Genomic DNA, 19,727 nt, shown 5'->3' on the forward strand with positions numbered 1-19,727 from the left:
TAAACGTTTATGTGCGCACGAAAAGTACTGTTTAGTTTAATACTGTTGATAGCTGCATGTATTGAAGGAAAAACACAGCAGAACGTACAATTCAGCCAGTATGTCTTTAACGGGTTAAGCGTAAACCCCGCATACGCCGGCTATAAAGATGCCTGGTACCTGAACAGCGTATACCGGTACCAGTGGACCGGTTTTCCCGGCGGACCAAGAACTGGCAGTGTTTCTATAGATGGCCCCATCCGGCCGCTTAAAACAGGAGCTGGGATAGGGCTGGGCCTGCAGCTCATGACGGACAGGCTGGGGCCGCAACAGTCCAATTCCTTCTATGCCTCTTATTCATACCGCATTCCTATTGATGAAGATCAGACACGCCGGCTTTGCTTCGGATTAGCAGCCGGCGTGACACAATATCACCTGCAAGGCAATACACTGGAATATTTTGACAGTGAAGACCCCGTTTTTCCCGGAGGTACTGTAAACGCCTATACGCCGGATGCCAGGTTTGGTGTTTATTATCATGCCCCGTCCTTCTATATTGGCGTTTCCGTGCTGGACCTGTTCAGCAGGTACCTCAGCAGCCAATATCACTGGAAAGGGTTCAATTACCAGAATATCCGCAGGTCCCGGCATTTATACCTGGCCACAGGTATAATGGTGCCATTATCTGAGCATGTACAGCTGAAACCATCCATCCTCATCAAAGATGATTTCAAAGGGCCTACCAACCTGGATGTAACTACCATGCTGCTGATAGACAGGATATTCTGGATAGGAGGGTCTTTTCGCACAGCCGTTCCTCTATGGAAGAGGAAATTGCCGTCCAATCTGCAATCTGTCAACGCAGCCAGTGCAATAGTGGAATATTATATAGCAGATAAATGGCGCATAGGATACGCCTATGATCTTAATATTAACGAAATGGCGGGGAAACAGGGGGGATCGCATGAAATATCAGTGGGGGTGCTCTTCCCGTCAAAAAAATTCACAACATCGAGCCCCCGCTACTTTTAAAAGGTGAAGCTTATGTCGCATCTACGCATTGTTTTAGTTTTCGGTTTACTTTTCTGTCAGATGAAATTATATGGACAGGAAGAAAAAAGTCTTACAGAATTAGGTGACGAAGCATTTCTCAGAGAAGAATATGCTGTAGCTGCAAGGTTATATACCAGGGTAGCTGAGAAAAGAGGAGAAAGAGCTTCGTTAAAACTTATGGAAAAAATAGCACGGAGTTACCGTGAAATGACCCGCTTTAACATGGCGGGTTATTGGTATAAACAGATGTTGTTGCGGCCGGATTGCCCCGCATCTGTCAACATGGTTTATGGAGAGCTGATGAAGAATATAGAAACCTACGATTCTGCCAAGATCTATCTGCAACGTTTTACCAGCAGCAATGCAGATAGTATGAAACTGAAAAATATGCTCATTGCCGGCTGTGACAGCGCTTTACTCTGGAAGACAGGACTTCTTACACTGGCAGTAGAGAATATGAAGGAACTAAGCTCAGATGGTGATGATTGGATAAGCGGGGTCAGGAAAGACGGATTGCTGCTGGTGTCAAACGGATACCGGAAAATGAGCCTTACCAGCGGTGCAGAACGCAATCCTGCAATAGACCCCAGGGTGAATATGCCTTATTCAAAGGCATACCTGTTCAAACAATATGAAAAGGGTAGCAGAGCCAATACTTACATGGAAGAGATAGTACCTGACATACTGGGCAAACTGCCTTATCATGTGGGACCAGTATGTTTTAACAGCCGTGAGGATACCATGTACATAACACTGAATGTCCCGAATAAAAATCTCACAGACAGAAAAAAAAGAGGCCCGGTAAATGGCCGCCGGCTTATCTCATTATCCCGCTCTGTAAAGAAAGAAGATAAATGGTCTGTACCTGAACCGGTCACCGAATTGAACGCTCCCGGAAGTTATACCGGCAATGCAGTGTTAAATGAAACAGGTTCCATTATGTATTTTGTATCTGACCGCCCCGGCGGACTGGGAGGTAAAGATATCTGGTACAGTGAAAGACAAAGGGGCGGACACTGGAGCACTCCCGTGAATTGCGGACCGGTCATCAATACACCTTACGAAGAATCTTTCCCTACTGTAAACGAAGCCAATACCCTTTACTTTTCAAGTAAAGGCCATGCAGGAATGGGAGGGTTCGACATTTTTCGGGCAGAAGGAAAAGGAAATAACTGGACAGATATACGTAATATGAGAAGCCCTTTTAACTCAGGCGGCGACGACCTGGGTTTCATCATGAAAAGCAATATGTATGAAGGCTATTTTTCTTCCAATCGCCCCGCCAGCAGTGAAGGAGACGATATATATCATTTCCTGGATAACCATTTCACTGAGAAACTGAAAGATCCGGATGCAGGAAAGCCGCCGGTGGTTATCGAAGAGGTCCCGAAAGTTCTGCCTCCGGCGCCGGTGCATAAAGAAAATATTGATAGTATGGTAATAGACAAGCTGGAGAGAATGAGTTTCTATTATGACTATAACAGTACCATATTGCTGACAGAATCAAGAGAGCTGCTGGATAGATTGGCTGTTGTACTTAGTCAGTATCCCGGATGGAAACTGATGATACGGTCTTATACAGACAGCCGGGGGTCAGATAACTATAACATGAACCTTTCTGCCATGCGCTGTTTTGCCGTTATCGAATATCTTATAAAGAAAGGCGTGGCTCCGGGCAGATTATATTATGAAAATCTGGGTGAAAAAGATCTGATAACGCCCTGTGGGAACGGTGTACCATGCGATGATACAGATCACAGGAAGAACCGTCGTACAATGCTGAGAGTGATTAAATAAACCTCTTATTTAGCCATAAAGAGATTACTCAAAGATCGATTTCGCCGCAACGAAATCGATCTTTGAGCAATCCATCCGCTATTAAACACTCCAAATAAAAGACTTATTCCGCAGTTGTAGGATCAATAATTGTAACCACCTCATTAACCGCATTTGCAGGAAAACCGCCTTTCCTCGCATGTTCCCGCACCATTTCTTCATTCGGCGCAATGTAAACACAATAGATCTTGTCTCCCGTCACATAACTTTGCTGCCACTGGATCTGCGGGCCCATATCACTCAGCACGCCACATGAGGTCTGGGATACACCTTTTAACTGCTCCGGAGTCAGCTTCCCCGCTCCGGGTATTTCCCTTTCAATTACATATTTGGGCATAGAAATACACTTTGTAAATACTAACAAACAACCATAGATAAAGTTTAAATGATTAGCGGGCCGCAAGCCTCCAAAAAGTTCCCTTCTGCACTAAAGTTTTATATCCTTCCCTTTCGTTTCTTTACCAGGCTTGGCTGTTCTTTCTTTACAGTAGAATCCCTGATAATAAGCTTGGTAGGTAATGTTACCGTTGGGGCTTTCTTAATACTATAATCATTCATCACCTTTGCATGCATTTCCTGTAACAGCATATTTGCTGCTGTACGGCCAATATCTGAAGTAGGTTGCGCCATCGTTGTAAGCCCCGGGTACACCAGCTCTGCAGAGAAATCATTGCTGAAACCTACTATGGCAATATCTTCCGGGATACGTAACCCCGCCGCTTTCACAACCTCCATTGCAGCTATGGCAGTAGGATCGTTGATGGCAAATAATGCATCCGGAGGCGTAGCCAGGTCCAGGAAATGTTTCATATAGATCTTCACTTTCTCCATGGTAAGATCATAAGAAAGTACCAGGTCAGGATTGTAAGGAATATTATATTTCTTCAGGGCATCTATATATCCTTGCCTGCGTAACCTGCTGTTGACAAGCGATTCAGGCCCTGCCAGGTGAGCAATACATTTACGGCCTATTTTGATCAGGTGCTCCACGGCCTGAAACGCCGCTTCATAGTCATTCACCACAACACCAGGTACATTCATATCTTCCGGTATCCTGTTAAAGAATACCAGCGGAATACCTATCCGCTGCGCCAGTGTGAAATGATCAAAATTCCTCGTCTCCTTTGTATGTGAAACAATGATGCCATCTACACGGTATGAAAGCAATAACTTGATGTTGGCCACTTCTGTTTCATATGATTCGTTCTGCTGACATATCACCACATTATAACCCGCTTCCTGCAACACCGTCTGCGCACCCACAATAACAGAAGGGAAGTAGGTAGACATAAACTCCGGCACCAGTATCCCAACAGTATGCGTTTTATGCCTGCTAAAGCCTAACGCAAGCGAGTTACGCTGGTACTCCTGGCTGGCAGCCAGCTCCAGTACGGCTTTCCGTGTCTGCTCATTTACATTGGGATGCCCCGTAAGCGCACGGGAAACAGTTGACTTGGATATATTCAGCTGACGGGCAATGTCGATGATCGTAATATACTTTGCTTTCATACGCGGTTAAGACTGAGGTTTCATAAAAGTAACAAATTGGGAACAATCCCAATAAAATGGGAACGTTCCCACGAGAAAAAGAGCTCAAAATATTTTGACATCTAAGTTTGTTTGTCAACCTTTGAACCAGTTCCAGGTCAGTTGTTATAGCCGGTACATAGACATTGTATGATCATGCCGGGTTTATAAATATCCACAGTTATGATGAAACTTATATTCTCTCTATTGGGAATTTTCCCAATCCTGCTGACTCCCGTTATTGCATTATCCCAGCAACAGATTGTCAAGGGGAGGGTGACAGCGGCCGAAAATAATGAACCGCTTGTAGGAGTTACCGTCAGGGTAAAGAACACTTCCACAGGTACCGTCACCAGGACGGACGGTACATATTCCCTGCCGGTAAACCAGACAGATGCTGTACTGGTCTTCACCTTCACCGGTTATACTACGGCAGAAACGCCACTTGGAGGAAAACCAATACTGGATATGGCTTTGCAGCCGGGACAAAAAGAATTAGGAGAAGTAGTAGTGGTCGGTTATGGTACACAGCAGAAAGCAAATATTGCAGGCTCTATCGCCTCGGTCAAAACAGCGGAATTAAAACAGACGCCTGTCTCCAACGTTGTACAGGGATTACAGGGCCGCGTAGCCGGTGTACAGGTAACCCAGAACTCAGCGGCTCCGGGTGGCAACATCAGCATGCGCATCCGCGGCGTCAATTCCATCAATGGTACCTCAGAACCACTGTATGTGATTGACGGCGTACAACTCTCCAACTCCGGCGGAGTAAATGATATCAGCTCTCTTTCACTCATCAACCCGAACGATATTGAATCTGTCGCTGTGCTCAAAGATGCCTCCGCTACGGCCATCTATGGCGCACGTGGCGCCAACGGCGTTGTACTGATCACCACAAAAAGAGGTAAGGCAGGAAAGACCCTGGTAACATACGATGGTTATTACGGCATACAAAAGAATACCCGCCAGATGGCCATGATGAACGCGGCAGAATTTGCCGCACTGGAAAATGAAGTCTACAAAACAAACGTTTATCCGGATCCCGCTGCATTGGGAGAAGGCATCAACTGGCAGGACCTCATCTTCAGGGATGCTCCCATACAAAGCCACCAGGTAGGTGTATCCGGCGGGAATGAACGGACACAGTTTGCAATGTCAGGCAACTATTTCAAACAAGAGGGTATCATTGTCAGCTCGGATTTTACACGGTATTCCTTCCGCCTGAATTTCGATCACCGCATCAGCAATATGCTGAAAGCAGGCGCCAGCCTGTTCACCAGCTATGTGATCAATCACAGGATCCCCTCTGCCTCCACCAGCATCGACGCAGGTGCAGTAAATGCCAGCGTACTGGGGGCTGCAATGGGCGCCCCGCCTACACTGAAACCATATAAGGACGATGGCTCCATATGGCCCTTTGGAGATCAGATGGACGGCCGTTACCGGGAAGTTGTGAATCCGCTTGGCCTCGCCAGTATACTGGATAGGGATAAGACCAGCAGAACATTGGGAAGCCTTTATGCAGAGTTTACTCCTGTAAAAGGACTGTCATACAGGGCCAGCTTCAACCCCGTTATCTCCGGCACACTGAACGACTATTACTCACCGCGCTATATCATGAACTCCGGCGATCTGGCATCCGGTGGCGGTACCGCCAGGAAGATCAATTCCAACACCATCGTACTCCTGCATGAAAGCGTACTCACCTACGAGACCCGCATCAAAAAACATGCACTGAAATTCACCGGCGTATTTGCCACTCAGACCAACAACAATAATTCCAACAAGATAGAAGCCAGCAATTTCCCGAACGACGCTACACTCAATGAAGCCATGCAACTGGCTACAGATCATACAGTGACCAGCAGTCGCTCCAAAGACCGGCTGGATTCCTACATGGGACGCATCAACTATGGTTTCCGGGATAAATACCTGCTGGACCTGATAGCACGTGTAGACGGTTCCTCTAAGTTTGGCGCCAATAATAAATACGGTTTCTTCCCGGCGGCAGCCATTGCCTGGAGAGCTTCTGAAGAACCATTCGTCAGAAGCATCAGCGCTATCAGCAACCTGAAATTCCGCTTCAGCTACGGCCTTACCGGGAATGCAGGGGCCATAGATCCATATAAATCGCTCTCCCTGCAGGGTACTTCAGGCTTGTATTACTTCGAACATGCCCCCGTTACCGGCATAAAGGTCAGCGGTATCGCAAATAACGGATTGAAATGGGAACGTTCCGTCCAGGCAGACCTGGGCTTTGAACTGGGATTGTGGAAAGACAGAGTAAACATCACCGGCGATATTTATCATAAGAAAACAAACGATCTGTTGTTTGTTAAGAAATTGCCCGGTTCCTCCGGCTACAATGAGGTGACGGGCAATTTTGCAAGCCTGGAGAACAGGGGAGTAGAGCTCTCTGTCGATGCCGTAGTGCTGGACAGCAAGGTAAAGTGGTCTGTTGCCGGAAATATTTCGGTGAACAGGAACAAACTCCTCGGACTGGCAGACAACGTCAATGAATATACTGTAAGCAATTACCAGGTACTGAAAATAGGAGAGCCCCTGGGCCTGTTCAAAACCTATGTTTTTGACGGCATCTATCAGCAGGGGGAAACCGTGATGGATGGCTCCGGCAGCCGTATCGGCGGAGTAAAAGTAAAAGACCTGAACAAAGACGGCATTATCAGCGCAGACGATCAGAAGATCATTGGCAATGCTACTCCCTCATTCACCTATGGGTTTGCCACCAACCTCAGTTACAGGAATTTCGATTTCAGCGCCTTCTTCTCCGGCATACAGGGCAACAAAGTGTATAACCTTATCCGTTACACATTTGAAAACCCGCTCGGTAGCAGGAATATGTTCAAAGCATTGGTCAACCGCTGGTCTGAAACGAACCCCGGCAACGAATATGTAAGCGGGTACCAGGGCGGAAGGATCCCGTTGACAGACCGCTTTATGGAAAACGGCTCCTTCCTGCGCTGTAAGAACATCACACTGGGATACCGCTTGCCTGCTATCAAAGGCATCTCTTCAGCCAGGATCTATGTAAGTGCTAACAACCTTTTCACTATTACGAACTATACCGGTTATGACCCGGAAGTCAATACATTCGGCAATTCCAATACACAGATAGGGGTAGATAACCTCGTATATCCCACGGCACGCTCTTTCCTGCTGGGCATACAGGCTGGTTTCTGATATACGCTATGCTGTCACTTTCAAACGTTATTACATGAAGAACTATATTAAATATTTAGGATGTCTGCTCATGCTCGGCTGCTTCTCCTGCCGGCTGGATGAAACAGTATATTCCTCCATTTATACTGATAACTTCTATTCAACTGCTGAAGATGCAGAAGCCGCACTGGCAGCAGTTTATAGCGAGCTGGCCGACCTTTACGGCGGCCCCGCCGCTCTCCTGGTACCCGATTTCAGCGCAGACCAGGTATATCCCCGCCCCGTTGTGGGAAGGGACGTATATACCCTCTTCAGCTACGATGCGGCCTATAGCGTAGCCGTAAGCTATGGTCGCTCCTTTGAATCGCCCATTGATATATGGAACAACTGTTACACTGGTATAGAAAACGCCAACTGGATACTGACCAAAGTACCCAATACCAACATGAGCAATACCAAACGCAAAAAGGAGATCCTGGGTGAAGCATTCTTCCTGAGGGCCTACTTCCACTGGTTCCTGACAAAGAACTTTGGCGACATCGTGATCAGGACAAAGGCCAGTCATACACTGGAAGACGCCTATACAGAAAAGAGCAGTAAAGCTGATGTATATAAACAGATCTACCTGGACCTGGATTCTGCTATAGCCTCGCTGCCCGATTACAGCCCGGCTCTTATAAAAGGAAGGCCATCTAAACAGGCGGCGCAAGCGCTCTATGCCAAGGCAGCTCTCTACGGCGAAAACTGGACGCTGGCACTTGCCCAGGCAAAAGCAGCATTGAACAGCGGTACCGGGATAGGACTGATGGATAATGTACTGGACGTCTACAACCCGGCAAAGGAAGACAACGCCAGGAAGGAGAACCTCTGGGCATTTGAAGCAGAGTCTGTCATAAATGGCCGTGCCTCCCAGATAACCAGTCTTTACGGCCCCCGTAACAGCAATGGCCCGGCATATGCCACCACTTCCTATGGCTCCATGTTTGCTTATCAAGCATTCTATAACTCTTTTGATCCGAAAGATAAACGCCGCCAGCTGCTGGACACTACTTATATTGACCGGCAGGGAAAACTGGTACATCAGGCAGACATCACGCCCATTACCCGTCAGGGAGTACTGGTAAAAAAGTATATGGACCCGAACTCTATAGCAGGCAGGCACGCTACCAATATCCAGCTGTTAAGAGTGGCAGATATATACCTGGTGGCTGCCGAAGCAGAGGCCCGGCTGAATGGAGCTACGGCAGATGCCTATATGTATATCAACACCGTAAGAAAACGCGCAGGGCTCGATGATCTGCAACCAGGCCTGGCACAGGACCCTTTCATCGCCGCCGTCCTGCAGGAACGCAGCTGGGAACTGTTTGCGGAAGGAGACCGCTGGTACGACCTCACACGTACCAACACGTTCCTCACAGTCATTCCAACAGCTGTAAACGATGTCTTCCCGGCAAGACGCCCACAGGCCAGGAACAGGTATTTTCCAATACCTCAGGATGAGATCAACGCTAATAATAAACTGGAACAAAACCCGGACTGGAAATAACAGGTACCGTATACTATATTACCAGTCAAAAAGGACGAGATATGCAATTCAGAAAGTACATACAGGCACTATGGCTCATCGGAATACCGGTGGTTGGTCTGCAACCGGCAATGGCGCAGCAACAACCGGTATTACAGAATGACCGGCTTGTACTTAAATGGGAGAGATCGCCAGACGGGTACAGGCTGTCAGAGATTAAAGTAAAAGATAAAGGACAATACGTTACACTGGACCATCCCTCCGGCCAGTACAACCTGTTATATACAGCAGAAAAGCCAGGGAAAAAAGGAGATACAACATATGTGAACAGTCACCCCGGAGGCTTTTCCCTGGAAGATTATAAATACCTGACACGCCAGTGGAACGAAAACCTGGGGCCCGTTAATATGAACACCGCCGGAGAACTGTCCAGCTTCCTGCCTGCCAACGCGCAGCAGGAAGGAAAGACGCTCATATTTTCACAGGATAATAACGACTGGTCCCTGCAATCTGCCTGGAAACTGGACTCCCTCTATCATAACGACATACTGGTAGAGATCACCCTTACTGCGAAAAAAGCCGGTTACTATTCCATTGCCACTCCAACCCTGGCAACGGTCAGCAAGAAGCAACTGGAATGGGCAATGGTACCAGGGTATTTCCAGGGTAATACCATTCAGCCCGACCTTGTACTGAGCTATGCCTACGGACAGGGAATACCCGATAAACCCATCATATTCCGCGAAAGAACAGCCAGCACACTAAGCCCTCTCGTCACAGGCAAAGGCATTACCCTGGCAGTAATACCGGCTCCCGGTACAGGAAGGGATCCCTGGGATACGGACTTTAACTCCCATAAAGACTGGAAGCTGGGCCTCTCAGTCATGAACAGGGACGGAGAGTATACCCCCGTTGCTTATCATCCCGTATTAGGAGAGATAGAGTCCCGCATGAAACCAGGACAGAAACGTATTTTTTCATTCAGATACTCAGTAAAACCGGCAGAATGGTATACCGTATATAAACACGCCATTTATGACGTATACCATTTTGCAGATTACCTCAGATTTAAACACACATATAGGTCCCTGACAGACAGGATCCTGAATATGCAGCATTATGTTGACGCAGACAGTACCTCCTTATGGCAGACCGCCTTTCACAAAGGCCTGCAGATAGGAGCACAATCCTACCCGGGGGGCGTGGTAGGCGCCAGCAAAGACGCTATGAAAAATTCTGATTATGGCGCTATGTGGATGCTGGCCACTGTAACGGCAGATAGCGTTTTATACCGCCAGAGATTACCCGCAGCGCTTAACTTCAAACTGGTACAGCAGGACGCAGACCCCGGCTTCTTTCAGGGGGCAGCAGTAGGCCAGTATTACCTGAAGAACAGGCAACGTTTCACAGAAGAATGGGGAAATTATGTAGAACCCATTGCACTGACTTACTATACCATGCTTGACATGGGAAACATACTGCTCTTCGAACCGGAAAACAAACTGCTGAAAGAACGCCTTAAACTGGGCGCAGAAAAACTCCTGCAATGGCAACATGCAGACGGGCACTGGGAAGTAGGGTACGATCACACTTCCACTCAACCTGTGTTCACAGATATACCTGACCTGCGACCAACATTTTATGGCCTGCTGGTAGCTTACCGTATACTGAAAGATGACAGGTACCTGCAGGCTGCCCGTAAAGGAGCTGACTGGCTGATCCGTGAAGGCGTGAATAAAGGCTCTTTCCTCGGCGTATGCGGAGACGCCCGTTTTGTGCCCGACTTTGCTACAGGACAGACAGTACAGGCCTTGCTGGACCTTTATGACCAGTGTGGCGACGAAAAATATAAAACCGCCGCTATCAGCACAGCACGGATCTATACAGCATCCGTTTACACCCATCCCGCTCCCTCTATGAACATAAAGATGGTAAATAACCTGCCCCGCGAAGATTGGGAGATCAGCCAGGCAGGACTAAGCTTTGAACACGGAGGCAGCCTCGGCTCCGCAAACCAGCACGGCCCCATACTGCTGGCCAGTCACGCAGGAATGTTTATCCGCCTCTTTTCCCTGACAAAAGATTCCCTCTTCCTCGACATGGCCCGCATTGGCATATGGGGGCGCGATGCCTTTATTGATCAGAAAACCAGTGTGGCATCTTATTACTGGTATACCATGAATGCCGGCGCAGGCCCTTATCCCCATCACGCATGGTGGCAGATAGGATTGCTGACAGATTATCTCATGTCTGAGATAAACCTCCGCAGCGAAGGAAAGATCTCTTTCCCTAAAGGATTTATAACACCCAAGGTAGGCCCGCATACCTGTTACGGGTTCGCTCCCGGCGCCGTCTTCGGTAACAAAGCAAAGATGCACCTGAGGGATAGCATGCTGACTACAGGAAACCCAAGGGTAGATTACATGGGCGCACTGTCACCAGCCAAAGATAAACTCTATGTAATACTGCTGAATGACGATGACGATACCCAGACCGCTGTTGTAGAAGTAGATCCTTCACGTATCCTGCCCGGCCGGAAACCTGTTATTAAAAGCAGCCGCCTGCTCAATGCTGATGGCAGGATTGAAAATGCTGCATTGAAAGGTAATAGCTGGGAGATAATATTACCTCCCTACGGACTTAAAGTTGTTGAGATTGTCTTATAGATACCAAATCTGAAAGTATGACGTCACCGATAGACACCGCTGTTATATTTGTCTTCTCCGCCTTTGTACTGGTCATAGGTTTCCTCTTTGCCCGCACAGGACGGAATATGAAATCCTTTTTTGCCGGTGGAGAAGCAGTCCCCTGGTTTATTGGTGGACTGTCACTTTTCATGAGCTTCTTCTCCGCCGGCACCTTCGTCGCCTGGGGTAGTATCGCCTATAAATACGGCATGGTATCCGTTGCCATCCAGTGGACAATGTGCCTCGGCGGATTGATCACCGCATTCCTGCTGGCGCCACGATGGAAGAGAACAGGAGCGCTTACCGCAGCAGAATTTATCAGGCAGCGGCTGGGCGCCCCCGTACAGAAATTTTACGTATACATTTTCCTGCTGGTATCTCTGTTCAACAAAGGCGCCATCCTCTACCCGGTAGCAAAGCTGGTCAGCGTGTCCCTCGGTTTCCCGCTTACCGGTTGTACCATTGTCCTGGGACTGATGATGATCGCCTACACCGCCATCGGCGGACTATGGGCCGTTATGGTAACAGATATCCTCCAGTTTGTAATACTGACCGCAGCCGTACTGACCGTACTGCCACTTTCCCTGACAGCAGTAGGAGGATGGGCTAACTTCACCGCTAATGTTCCTGCCGGCTTCTTCTCCCTGCACAACGGGGAATATACCATCGGGTTCATCATGGCCTTTGCCCTGTACCATATCAGTTACATTGGCGGCAACTGGACGTTCGTACAACGGTATACCAGCGTTGAATCTCCCTCCTCTGCAAAAAAAGTAGCACTGCTTTTTGCCGTACTTTACCTCATCAGCCCCGTTATCTGGATGCTGCCGCCCATGATCTACAAAAGCATCAATCCCTCACTGACAGGCCTGAACACAGAGAACGCCTACCTGGAAGTATGCCGGCTGGTACTGCCGCCGGGATTAATGGGACTCATGCTCACCGGCATGTATTTCTCCACCTCAGCCACCGCAAATACAACACTGAACGTAACATCGGCCGTTATCACAAATGATATTTACAAAGGGATCATTAACCCCCATGCTTCAGACAAAAAACTGATACAGGTAGCAAGACTATCAGGCCTGCTGCTGGGCTCTGCCATGATAGGCATTGCACTACTGGTGCCCGCCGCAGGAGGAATGATAGAAGTTGTGCTAAGCATCGCCGCTATTACAGGCGGCCCCTCACTACTGCCTTCCATATGGGCATTATTCTCCCGGAAACTGGATGGAAAAACAGCCTATATTATTTCAGGTGTCAGCCTGGGAGTGAACCTGCTGTTCAAGTTTGTTGTACCCCTCATTTCAACCCTGAAATTGACCCGTTCACAGGAAATGCTATTGGGTGTAGGCCTGCCTTTTATCATGCTGCTGATCTATGAATTTATCATAGCCGCCCGGAAAGGCCCATCAGAAGATTACCTGCGCTATCACGCATTCCGGCAGCAACAAAAGGAATTGCAGGTACAGGAAGAAGAAGCCATGGCGGTCCGTTCACAGAACCTGTTCGGCTTGCGCGTTATCGCCTTTGCACTGGCCTTTACCGGGCTGTTACTGTACATACTCTGCATACTGGCCGCTACCGGGAAAATACTGGTAGCGCTGATTGCCACAGCTGTACTGCTTACAGCCATTATCCCTCTGCGCGCTGCACGCAAATTAAAACGGTCTGTCAACATACCGGCTCCCGGAAGGAAAATGCAGGAAGCAGACCACCAGACCTTATGAAGCTCTATCGTCACAAAAAATATAATGTCTCAGTTTACCTCGCAGAATCAAACTGATACACTACCATAAAAAGGATGCTTATGATTAAAGAACATGCCAGTGAAGGCAGACAGTTAAGAACATTACACTATAAATCGGACCTGGTAGTTACCGGCGGCGGACTGGCCGGTGTATGTTGCGCTATCACAGCGGCAAGAGAAGGTATCAGCGTTGTACTGGTACAGGACAGGCCTGTACTGGGAGGAAACTCCTCCAGCGAAATAAGACTGTGGGTACTCGGCGCCACTTCCCATATGGGTAATAATAACCGTTGGGCACGTGAAGGCGGAGTCATCGACGAGATCATGGTAGAAAATACCTGGCGTAACCCCGAAGGCAACCCGCTGATATTCGATACCATCCTGCTCGAAAAAGTGACAAACGAAGAAAATATCAGGCTGTTGCTGAACACAGCAGTATTTGAAGTGAGCAAACGGTCAGCCGGTACCATAGAAAAAGTCAAAGCATTCTGCAGCCAGAACAGTACCTTATACGAACTGGAAGCGCCGCTTTTCTGCGATGCCTCCGGAGACGGTATCGTGGCATTCCAGGCAGGAGCCGCCTTCAGGATGGGAGCGGAGAGCAAAGAAGAATTCGGGGAAAAATTTGCACCTACAGCCGAGTATGGGGAACTATTAGGCCACTCCATTTATTTTTACACAAGAGATACAGGACAGCCAGTCACTTTTGTCCCCCCCGCATATGCACTGAAAGATATCACCGCTATTCCCCGTTACAAAAATATCAATAGCAATGATCATGGCTGTCAGCTCTGGTGGATTGAGTATGGCGGGCGACTGGACACTGTTCACGAAACAGAGACCATCAAATGGGAACTATGGAAAGTGGTTTATGGTGTTTGGAACTACATTAAGAATTCCGGACTGTTCCCCGAAGCAGAAACGCTCACCCTGGAATGGGTAGGACAGATACCCGGCAAAAGAGAGAGCCGCCGTTTTGAAGGAGATTACATGCTGCGGCAGCAGGATATAGTAGAACAACGCGTACATGACGATGCCGTGGCTTTTGGAGGCTGGTCTATAGACCTGCATCCTGCAGACGGTATATTCAGCGAAAAACCAGCCTGCAATCAATGGCATAGTAAAGGCGTATACCAGATACCTTACCGCTGTCTTTACAGTCATAATATCAGCAACCTGTTCCTGGCGGGCCGTATCATCAGCGCTTCCCACGTGGCCTTTGGTTCCAGCCGCGTCATGGGTACAGGCGCCTGTGGCGCCCAGGCGGTGGCAATGGCAGCAGCGCTGTGCACCCGTTACGGAATATCGCCACGGGACCTCTTACAGGAAGACAGGATGAAGGAGCTCCAGGCATTACTGGTCAGAAAAGGACAATATATCCCCCAGCTGCTTACAGCAGATAAAGAAAACATTGTGAACGGGGCCGTAATAACAGCCAGTAGTGAATATGTTCTCTATAACCTGCATCCTGACGGGCATCGCATATCCCTGTCTGCCGCCATGGCACAGATGCTGCCCCTGAAAGCCGGCAAAATACCGGTTATCAGCATATATGCAGATGCCGCAGAAGATACTCTGTTACAGGTATCGTTACGCACAGGCAGCAAGCCTGTACACCATACCCCGGACCTGGTACTGGAAGAATTGTTCATCCCGTTAAAAAAGGGCACTCAGAAAATACCTTTACAGTTCACAGCAATATTGCCCTCCGATAATTATATCTTCCTCAGTTTCCTGCGCAATGATTTAATCAGCCTGCACAGCAGTGGGGAAAGAGTTAGCGGCATTATCACCGTATTCAACAAGACCAATCCCGCCGTATCCAACTACGGCGCACAGATACCACCTGAAGATATCGGCGTAGAGACGTTTGAGTTCTGGTGCCCGGAACGCCGGCCGGGAGGCAGGAACCTGGCATTGGAGATCGCTGAAGGCATCGCCCTGTTTGGAGTTGAAAACCTGCGTAACGGGATCGACAGGCCCACCAGTCAGCCCAACATCTGGCTGGCAGCAACAGATGATGCTGATCCCCGCATCACCATATCATGGCCGGAAAAACGGCGTATCAGTAAAGTATATCTTTCGTTTGATACAGATTTTGATCACCCGATGGAGAATGTCATCTACCATCACCCGGAAAGGGTCATGCCCTTCTGCGTAAGATCATTCATTATATGCAATGACAGGAAAGAACCGGTATTCCGGTCTGCAGACAACCACCAGTCTGCCCGGCATATCACATTCGATCAGCCCGTGGAAACCAGCAGCATCACCGTACACCTGGAAGGAACACACGGAGGCACACCGGCAGGGTTGTTCGCCATCAGATGCTATGAATAACGCTTTAAAATTTATTGATCATATGCGCACAGAATTATTAAGATCAGTTATCCTTTCCCTTTTACTTTTAACAGGCCTGCAGCTCTATGCCCAGGACCAGCATTGGGTATGTGTAAACCAGGCAGGATATAACCTCAATGCACCCAAACGCTTTACAGTACCTACAGCTATGACCGGAGACCTGGAATTTTATATCACAGAAGCCGGGAAAGAGAACTTGTTGTACAGGGGAGTGGTGAAGAATGGTACAGGCGACTTTACCGCTTTTAAACCCGCAAACAACACAGAACGTTATACCATTCATGTAAAGGGCGGTAAACTCCAGCCCGGTATCTCTTACCCCTTCAGCGTAGGCCCTTACCTGTTGGAAAAAGAAGGATTGAAACCATCCGTATGGTTTATGAACGATTCCAGGAGCATTACAGGAACACATCATTCCGCCTATGGCGGATGCCCCTGGAGGGATGGCACTTATTACTCCTACGAAATACCATCTGTTATCTGGATGTATCTTTCAAACCCAACAGTGTATGAAGCCATGCCTTCCACCATATCTTACGACAGTCTGAAGAGAATGGTGCTGGACACAGGCTTCAGAATGACAAAAGAGCCTAACGATGAAACGGCGCTAGCCGCTGCCAGGAAGTATTTTACAACCATTGAAAAACCCAAAGGAGATCATATACCCGATATTATCATGGACCTTCATTGGGGGATCGGGTATTACATGGTAAACCCGGAAACGAAAGACCCCAGTAAAGGAGAGACGTTGCCCCGGCAGCTGCATCCGCAAACATTGGCACAATTCGCCTTTTTCCTTCATGCATACCCGTGGTTGAGCCGCTGGTTCTCGCATGACTTCTATGAAAAAGTACTGACATTCACCCGGCAGCAATGGCAACCCAGAGGATTGCTGGAAATACGCCGTGAAATTGGCGACTCTAAAGGACGCCATGCTCCCGGCTTTTCCGTTCTTCCAAACCTCCTGATGTATGAAGTGGCACAACGGGAGAAGCTGCCCGAAGCCAATACGTATCTGCAAGCCGCCAGCCGGCAGGTAAACTGGATCATAGATTCGTTACAGCTGGAAGATCCCGTTGTCACCAAAGGACAACGAATGAGTGAACATATGCTGATGACAGGACTGGCCATGTATTACCAGCATAACAAAGGAGCTGTTCCTGCTGCATTACAACGGAAAATTGATCAGTGGGCGGATATTGTTATTGCCCTGTCTGGTAATGCCTGGGATTTCAGACGGTATGATATGCAGGCCAACTGGACAGTACCGGAATATAATGAGGTCGGCAATGTAGCCGGTTTCCCCGCCTCAGCTTTGCTGGCAGCTGCCTGTATGAAAAATGAAGAGAAGCGGCAACGGCTGGAACAGATAGCGTTTGCCCATTTTGATAATCTCTACGGACGTAATCCATTGAATGTACACGCCGCACATCACCCCGAAAAGGGCTTTAGCGACATATCCAAAGGATACCCCAAAGGCTACCATGATAGTGTGTGCGCAAGACTGGAATTATGCCGCGGCTCCATCAGCTGTTTGCCGGGAACAGAAATGTATCCTTTTGATCCCAATGGAAAGGACAGGCACCTGGAAGGCTGGATAGCCCATAATACTGCATGGAATGTAAGCCTGGCGGTATTAAACTGGTACGATAACCGTCCTTTATCACTTACGCGCAGCAAAAATGGCCTGAAGGTCCGCTGGCAGGCGCCCGTTAACTATGACTATAACCGGCAGGACACATTACCGCTAACATTGTACGTTAACGGGACCAGGAAGGGAATAATACCAGCACCCGAAGCAGGTAAAAACAGCCAGGAATTTGAAACAGTTATTCCAGCAGCCTTTAAAAAAGGAGACAGGATCAAAGTGGCTTACGGTTACGGCTTCCTGGAAAAAAGTATTGAAATGACTTTTTAAATTATATATATCACGGATATACGTTCTATTCCCCGGTGAAATCGATTTCATTGGGAATTCCTCTTATTCTACATCACAAAAAAAGCTAAACTGACAACCTTTATTTTGCAGGTTCCTTAAATTTTAGGAGATTGGCATAAGAATGTTGGTGTCAAGCTCCTGACTTATTCCTGTAACTGTGCTATCGCTTTTATAGTCGTGTGTTTCCCTGCCTGACATTGCAAGCTTAATGACCATTTTTTCAACCATCAAATCTTAGCTATGAAAAGCACTTGTACACATGTTCCGCGCAAAATCAGGTTGACCGCTTTGCTCATACCTTTTTTTGTTTTCGGCTCAATCGCCATTTGCTCCGCGCAGTCAGAAGATGCGTCTCAGCACCCCAAAAAGAAAAAGCCTTATACATTAAGGATCAACAAAGGGACCTACTGGCTGGGTGGTGGATTGGGAATAAAAGGCTCCGTCGCGCCCCTCGGCCAATACATCGGTACTGCCGCTAACCTGGAGATCAAAGGCGGTTATCATGTCATAGATAAATTTTCTGTGGGCCTTACTATAACAGGCGCCATGAGTATTTCAAGTAAAAAAGAGGCAGGAGTATATACCCGTGGTATAAGCCTGCTGGCAGGCCCGCTGTTACAATATATGATACCCATTTCCGGGAACTTCTACCTCGCGCCTACAGCAGCAGTTACTTATGGTCCTATCAACATAAAATCTATGACCTCAGGCGCAGGAGAACCGGAACAGTATGTGAAAGTAAAAGGTCATGCAGTTTGTGAAATTGTAGGTATAGGGCCCTTTTTCGAAGTGATCCCCGGCAGGGCTAGCTTCGGTGCACACCTGCTCTTCTCAGCTTTACAGCAGACTACTAATATTTATACCAATAATGGTGATAAAGTGCCCGGCACCGAGATCAAGGACAGAAAAACCGGACCAGGTATGATCATGGAATTTAAAGTACACTTCTAAAAGCATTCCGTCCGCGGCGGAAACGCTATTTCTGGATAAAAAGGCTTGTGGTTCAACTACAGGCCTTTTTTATTGTTTAAATATTACTGTCTCCGGCTTTACCTAACTTTGCAATAGTCTTAACCAAACAACTATCGATGAAAAATTTAATCCTGTTATGCTTTCTTACCACCGGTATAACTGTTTACGGACAGAAAAATACACCGGCAGTCAGCGTACCTGCCCCTGTTACACAGAAATTCCAGCAGCAGTTCCCCCAGGCAACAGATGTAAAATGGAAAGAGAACAAAGCGAAGCTGTATAAAGTGGAATTTAAGTCCGGCACAACCAAAAAAGGTCATGATGCCTGGTTTGACGCCAGCGGAAACCTGGTAAAGCAGAAAGTGGATATTTCTAAAGATGAACTGCCAGCTGCGGTAAAACAGGCTATACAGCAACAGTTTGCCGGTTATACCATCCACGATACCGATAAGATTGACGAAAAAGGAGTGTTTTCTTATAAGGTAGAGCTGAAGAAAAAGCCTGAAGAAAGAGAAGTGACCTTCAGCAATACCGGTAAAGTATTGGAAAATGTACTCAAATAAGAAAAAAGAGGTCGCTAAGCGACCTCTTTTTTCTTATAACCGCATGGCATGTTTTATGCGGGTTTTAATATAAAACCTGTTTATGAATAATTATCCCGGAAATAACAGTGAAAGAAAATCTGAACACCATGACACCTTTTCTGTGGAAGAGATCGCTGTAAGACTCGGCGTTACCTCAATGGAAGTACAGAACGCTATCGAAAATGTTGGCACTGATCAGGATAAAATAGAAGAGTTTATAAAAAGAAACCACACAGAACTGGATAACCCGGAAGTTTAGTTCTTCTTCATGTCTATTTATCAGTCTGATTTCTAGCCGGCCGCAGGCTCAAAAAACACCCTCAAAGAATCGCTT

The 19,727-nt window shown here is 47.8% G+C and carries 13 protein-coding genes; 11 read left to right on the plus strand and 2 right to left on the minus strand.

Features of this window, described 5'->3' with window-relative positions; all coding sequences use genetic code 11:
* Positions 1-9 precede the first annotated feature (9 nt).
* Together GO493_RS06600 and GO493_RS06605 are read left to right on the plus strand one after the other, a co-directional pair.
* The gene (locus GO493_RS06600; RefSeq protein ID WP_157305346.1) at positions 10-1,011 is read left to right on the plus strand and encodes a PorP/SprF family type IX secretion system membrane protein; all 1,002 of its coding nucleotides are present in this window, start codon (positions 10-12) and stop codon (positions 1,009-1,011) included.
* 60 nt (positions 1,012-1,071) lie between these two features.
* Positions 1,072-2,829 (plus strand): OmpA family protein, encoded by a 1,758-nt coding sequence (locus GO493_RS06605; RefSeq protein WP_198315555.1) that lies wholly within the window; start codon positions 1,072-1,074, stop codon positions 2,827-2,829.
* A 103-nt stretch (positions 2,830-2,932) separates the two neighbouring features.
* Here the strand turns inward: GO493_RS06605 and GO493_RS06610 are convergent, their stop codons facing one another.
* Positions 2,933-3,205 (minus strand): DUF4242 domain-containing protein, encoded by a 273-nt coding sequence (locus tag GO493_RS06610; protein ID WP_157305348.1) that lies wholly within the window; start codon positions 3,203-3,205, stop codon positions 2,933-2,935.
* Between the two features lie 98 nt (positions 3,206-3,303).
* On the minus strand, positions 3,304-4,377 hold the full coding sequence (locus GO493_RS06615) for a LacI family DNA-binding transcriptional regulator (RefSeq protein WP_157305349.1): 1,074 nt from the start codon (positions 4,375-4,377) through the stop codon (positions 3,304-3,306).
* A 201-nt stretch (positions 4,378-4,578) separates the two neighbouring features.
* On the opposite strand from GO493_RS06615, the gene GO493_RS06620 reads away from it, so the two are divergent.
* From GO493_RS06620 to GO493_RS06660, 9 genes are all read left to right on the plus strand, one after another.
* A complete protein-coding gene (locus GO493_RS06620; RefSeq protein ID WP_157305350.1) occupies positions 4,579-7,596 on the plus strand; it encodes a SusC/RagA family TonB-linked outer membrane protein in 3,018 nt (1,005 codons plus the stop codon).
* 34 nt (positions 7,597-7,630) lie between these two features.
* A complete protein-coding gene (locus GO493_RS06625) occupies positions 7,631-9,121 on the plus strand; it encodes a RagB/SusD family nutrient uptake outer membrane protein (RefSeq protein WP_157305351.1) in 1,491 nt (496 codons plus the stop codon).
* 41 nt (positions 9,122-9,162) lie between these two features.
* On the plus strand, positions 9,163-11,766 hold the full coding sequence (locus GO493_RS06630) for a glycerophosphoryl diester phosphodiesterase (protein ID WP_157305352.1): 2,604 nt from the start codon (positions 9,163-9,165) through the stop codon (positions 11,764-11,766).
* Between the two features lie 17 nt (positions 11,767-11,783).
* Positions 11,784-13,517, plus strand: coding sequence for a sodium:solute symporter family protein (locus GO493_RS06635; RefSeq protein ID WP_157305353.1), 1,734 nt, complete (start codon positions 11,784-11,786; stop codon positions 13,515-13,517).
* A gap of 80 nt (positions 13,518-13,597) precedes the next feature.
* On the plus strand, positions 13,598-15,877 hold the full coding sequence (locus GO493_RS06640; protein ID WP_157305354.1) for an FAD-dependent oxidoreductase: 2,280 nt from the start codon (positions 13,598-13,600) through the stop codon (positions 15,875-15,877).
* 22 nt (positions 15,878-15,899) lie between these two features.
* Positions 15,900-17,816, plus strand: a complete 1,917-nt coding sequence (locus tag GO493_RS06645) for a hypothetical protein (RefSeq protein WP_157305355.1) — start codon at positions 15,900-15,902, stop codon at positions 17,814-17,816.
* 261 nt (positions 17,817-18,077) lie between these two features.
* Positions 18,078-18,788: a hypothetical protein gene (locus GO493_RS06650; RefSeq protein WP_157305356.1), complete on the plus strand. Its 711-nt coding sequence runs from the start codon at positions 18,078-18,080 to the stop codon at positions 18,786-18,788.
* A gap of 137 nt (positions 18,789-18,925) precedes the next feature.
* Positions 18,926-19,372 (plus strand): PepSY-like domain-containing protein, encoded by a 447-nt coding sequence (locus GO493_RS06655; RefSeq protein ID WP_157305357.1) that lies wholly within the window; start codon positions 18,926-18,928, stop codon positions 19,370-19,372.
* An 82-nt stretch (positions 19,373-19,454) separates the two neighbouring features.
* Positions 19,455-19,652, plus strand: a complete 198-nt coding sequence (locus tag GO493_RS06660; RefSeq protein ID WP_157305358.1) for a hypothetical protein — start codon at positions 19,455-19,457, stop codon at positions 19,650-19,652.
* Positions 19,653-19,727 lie beyond the last annotated feature (75 nt).

Source organism: Chitinophaga tropicalis (assembly GCF_009758205.1).
Taxonomy (GTDB): Bacteria; Bacteroidota; Bacteroidia; order Chitinophagales; family Chitinophagaceae; genus Chitinophaga; species Chitinophaga tropicalis.

What these genes read in the sequence shown, in the direction of transcription:
- GO493_RS06640 (WP_157305354.1), top strand. Translation starts at nt 13,598, where the DNA reads ATGATTAAAGAACATGCCAGTGAAGGCAGACAGTTAAGAACATTACAC.
- GO493_RS06605 (WP_198315555.1), top strand. Translation starts at nt 1,072, where the DNA reads ATGAAATTATATGGACAGGAAGAAAAAAGTCTTACAGAATTAGGTGAC.
- GO493_RS06635 (WP_157305353.1), top strand. Translation starts at nt 11,784, where the DNA reads ATGACGTCACCGATAGACACCGCTGTTATATTTGTCTTCTCCGCCTTT.
- GO493_RS06650 (WP_157305356.1), top strand. Translation starts at nt 18,078, where the DNA reads ATGAAAAGCACTTGTACACATGTTCCGCGCAAAATCAGGTTGACCGCT.
- GO493_RS06660 (WP_157305358.1), top strand. Translation starts at nt 19,455, where the DNA reads ATGAATAATTATCCCGGAAATAACAGTGAAAGAAAATCTGAACACCAT.
- GO493_RS06655 (WP_157305357.1), top strand. Translation starts at nt 18,926, where the DNA reads ATGAAAAATTTAATCCTGTTATGCTTTCTTACCACCGGTATAACTGTT.
- GO493_RS06630 (WP_157305352.1), top strand. Translation starts at nt 9,163, where the DNA reads ATGCAATTCAGAAAGTACATACAGGCACTATGGCTCATCGGAATACCG.
- GO493_RS06625 (WP_157305351.1), top strand. Translation starts at nt 7,631, where the DNA reads ATGAAGAACTATATTAAATATTTAGGATGTCTGCTCATGCTCGGCTGC.
- GO493_RS06645 (WP_157305355.1), top strand. Translation starts at nt 15,900, where the DNA reads ATGCGCACAGAATTATTAAGATCAGTTATCCTTTCCCTTTTACTTTTA.
- GO493_RS06610 (WP_157305348.1), bottom strand. Translation starts at nt 3,205, where the DNA reads ATGCCCAAATATGTAATTGAAAGGGAAATACCCGGAGCGGGGAAGCTG.
- GO493_RS06600 (WP_157305346.1), top strand. Translation starts at nt 10, where the DNA reads ATGTGCGCACGAAAAGTACTGTTTAGTTTAATACTGTTGATAGCTGCA.
- GO493_RS06620 (WP_157305350.1), top strand. Translation starts at nt 4,579, where the DNA reads ATGATGAAACTTATATTCTCTCTATTGGGAATTTTCCCAATCCTGCTG.
- GO493_RS06615 (WP_157305349.1), bottom strand. Translation starts at nt 4,377, where the DNA reads ATGAAAGCAAAGTATATTACGATCATCGACATTGCCCGTCAGCTGAAT.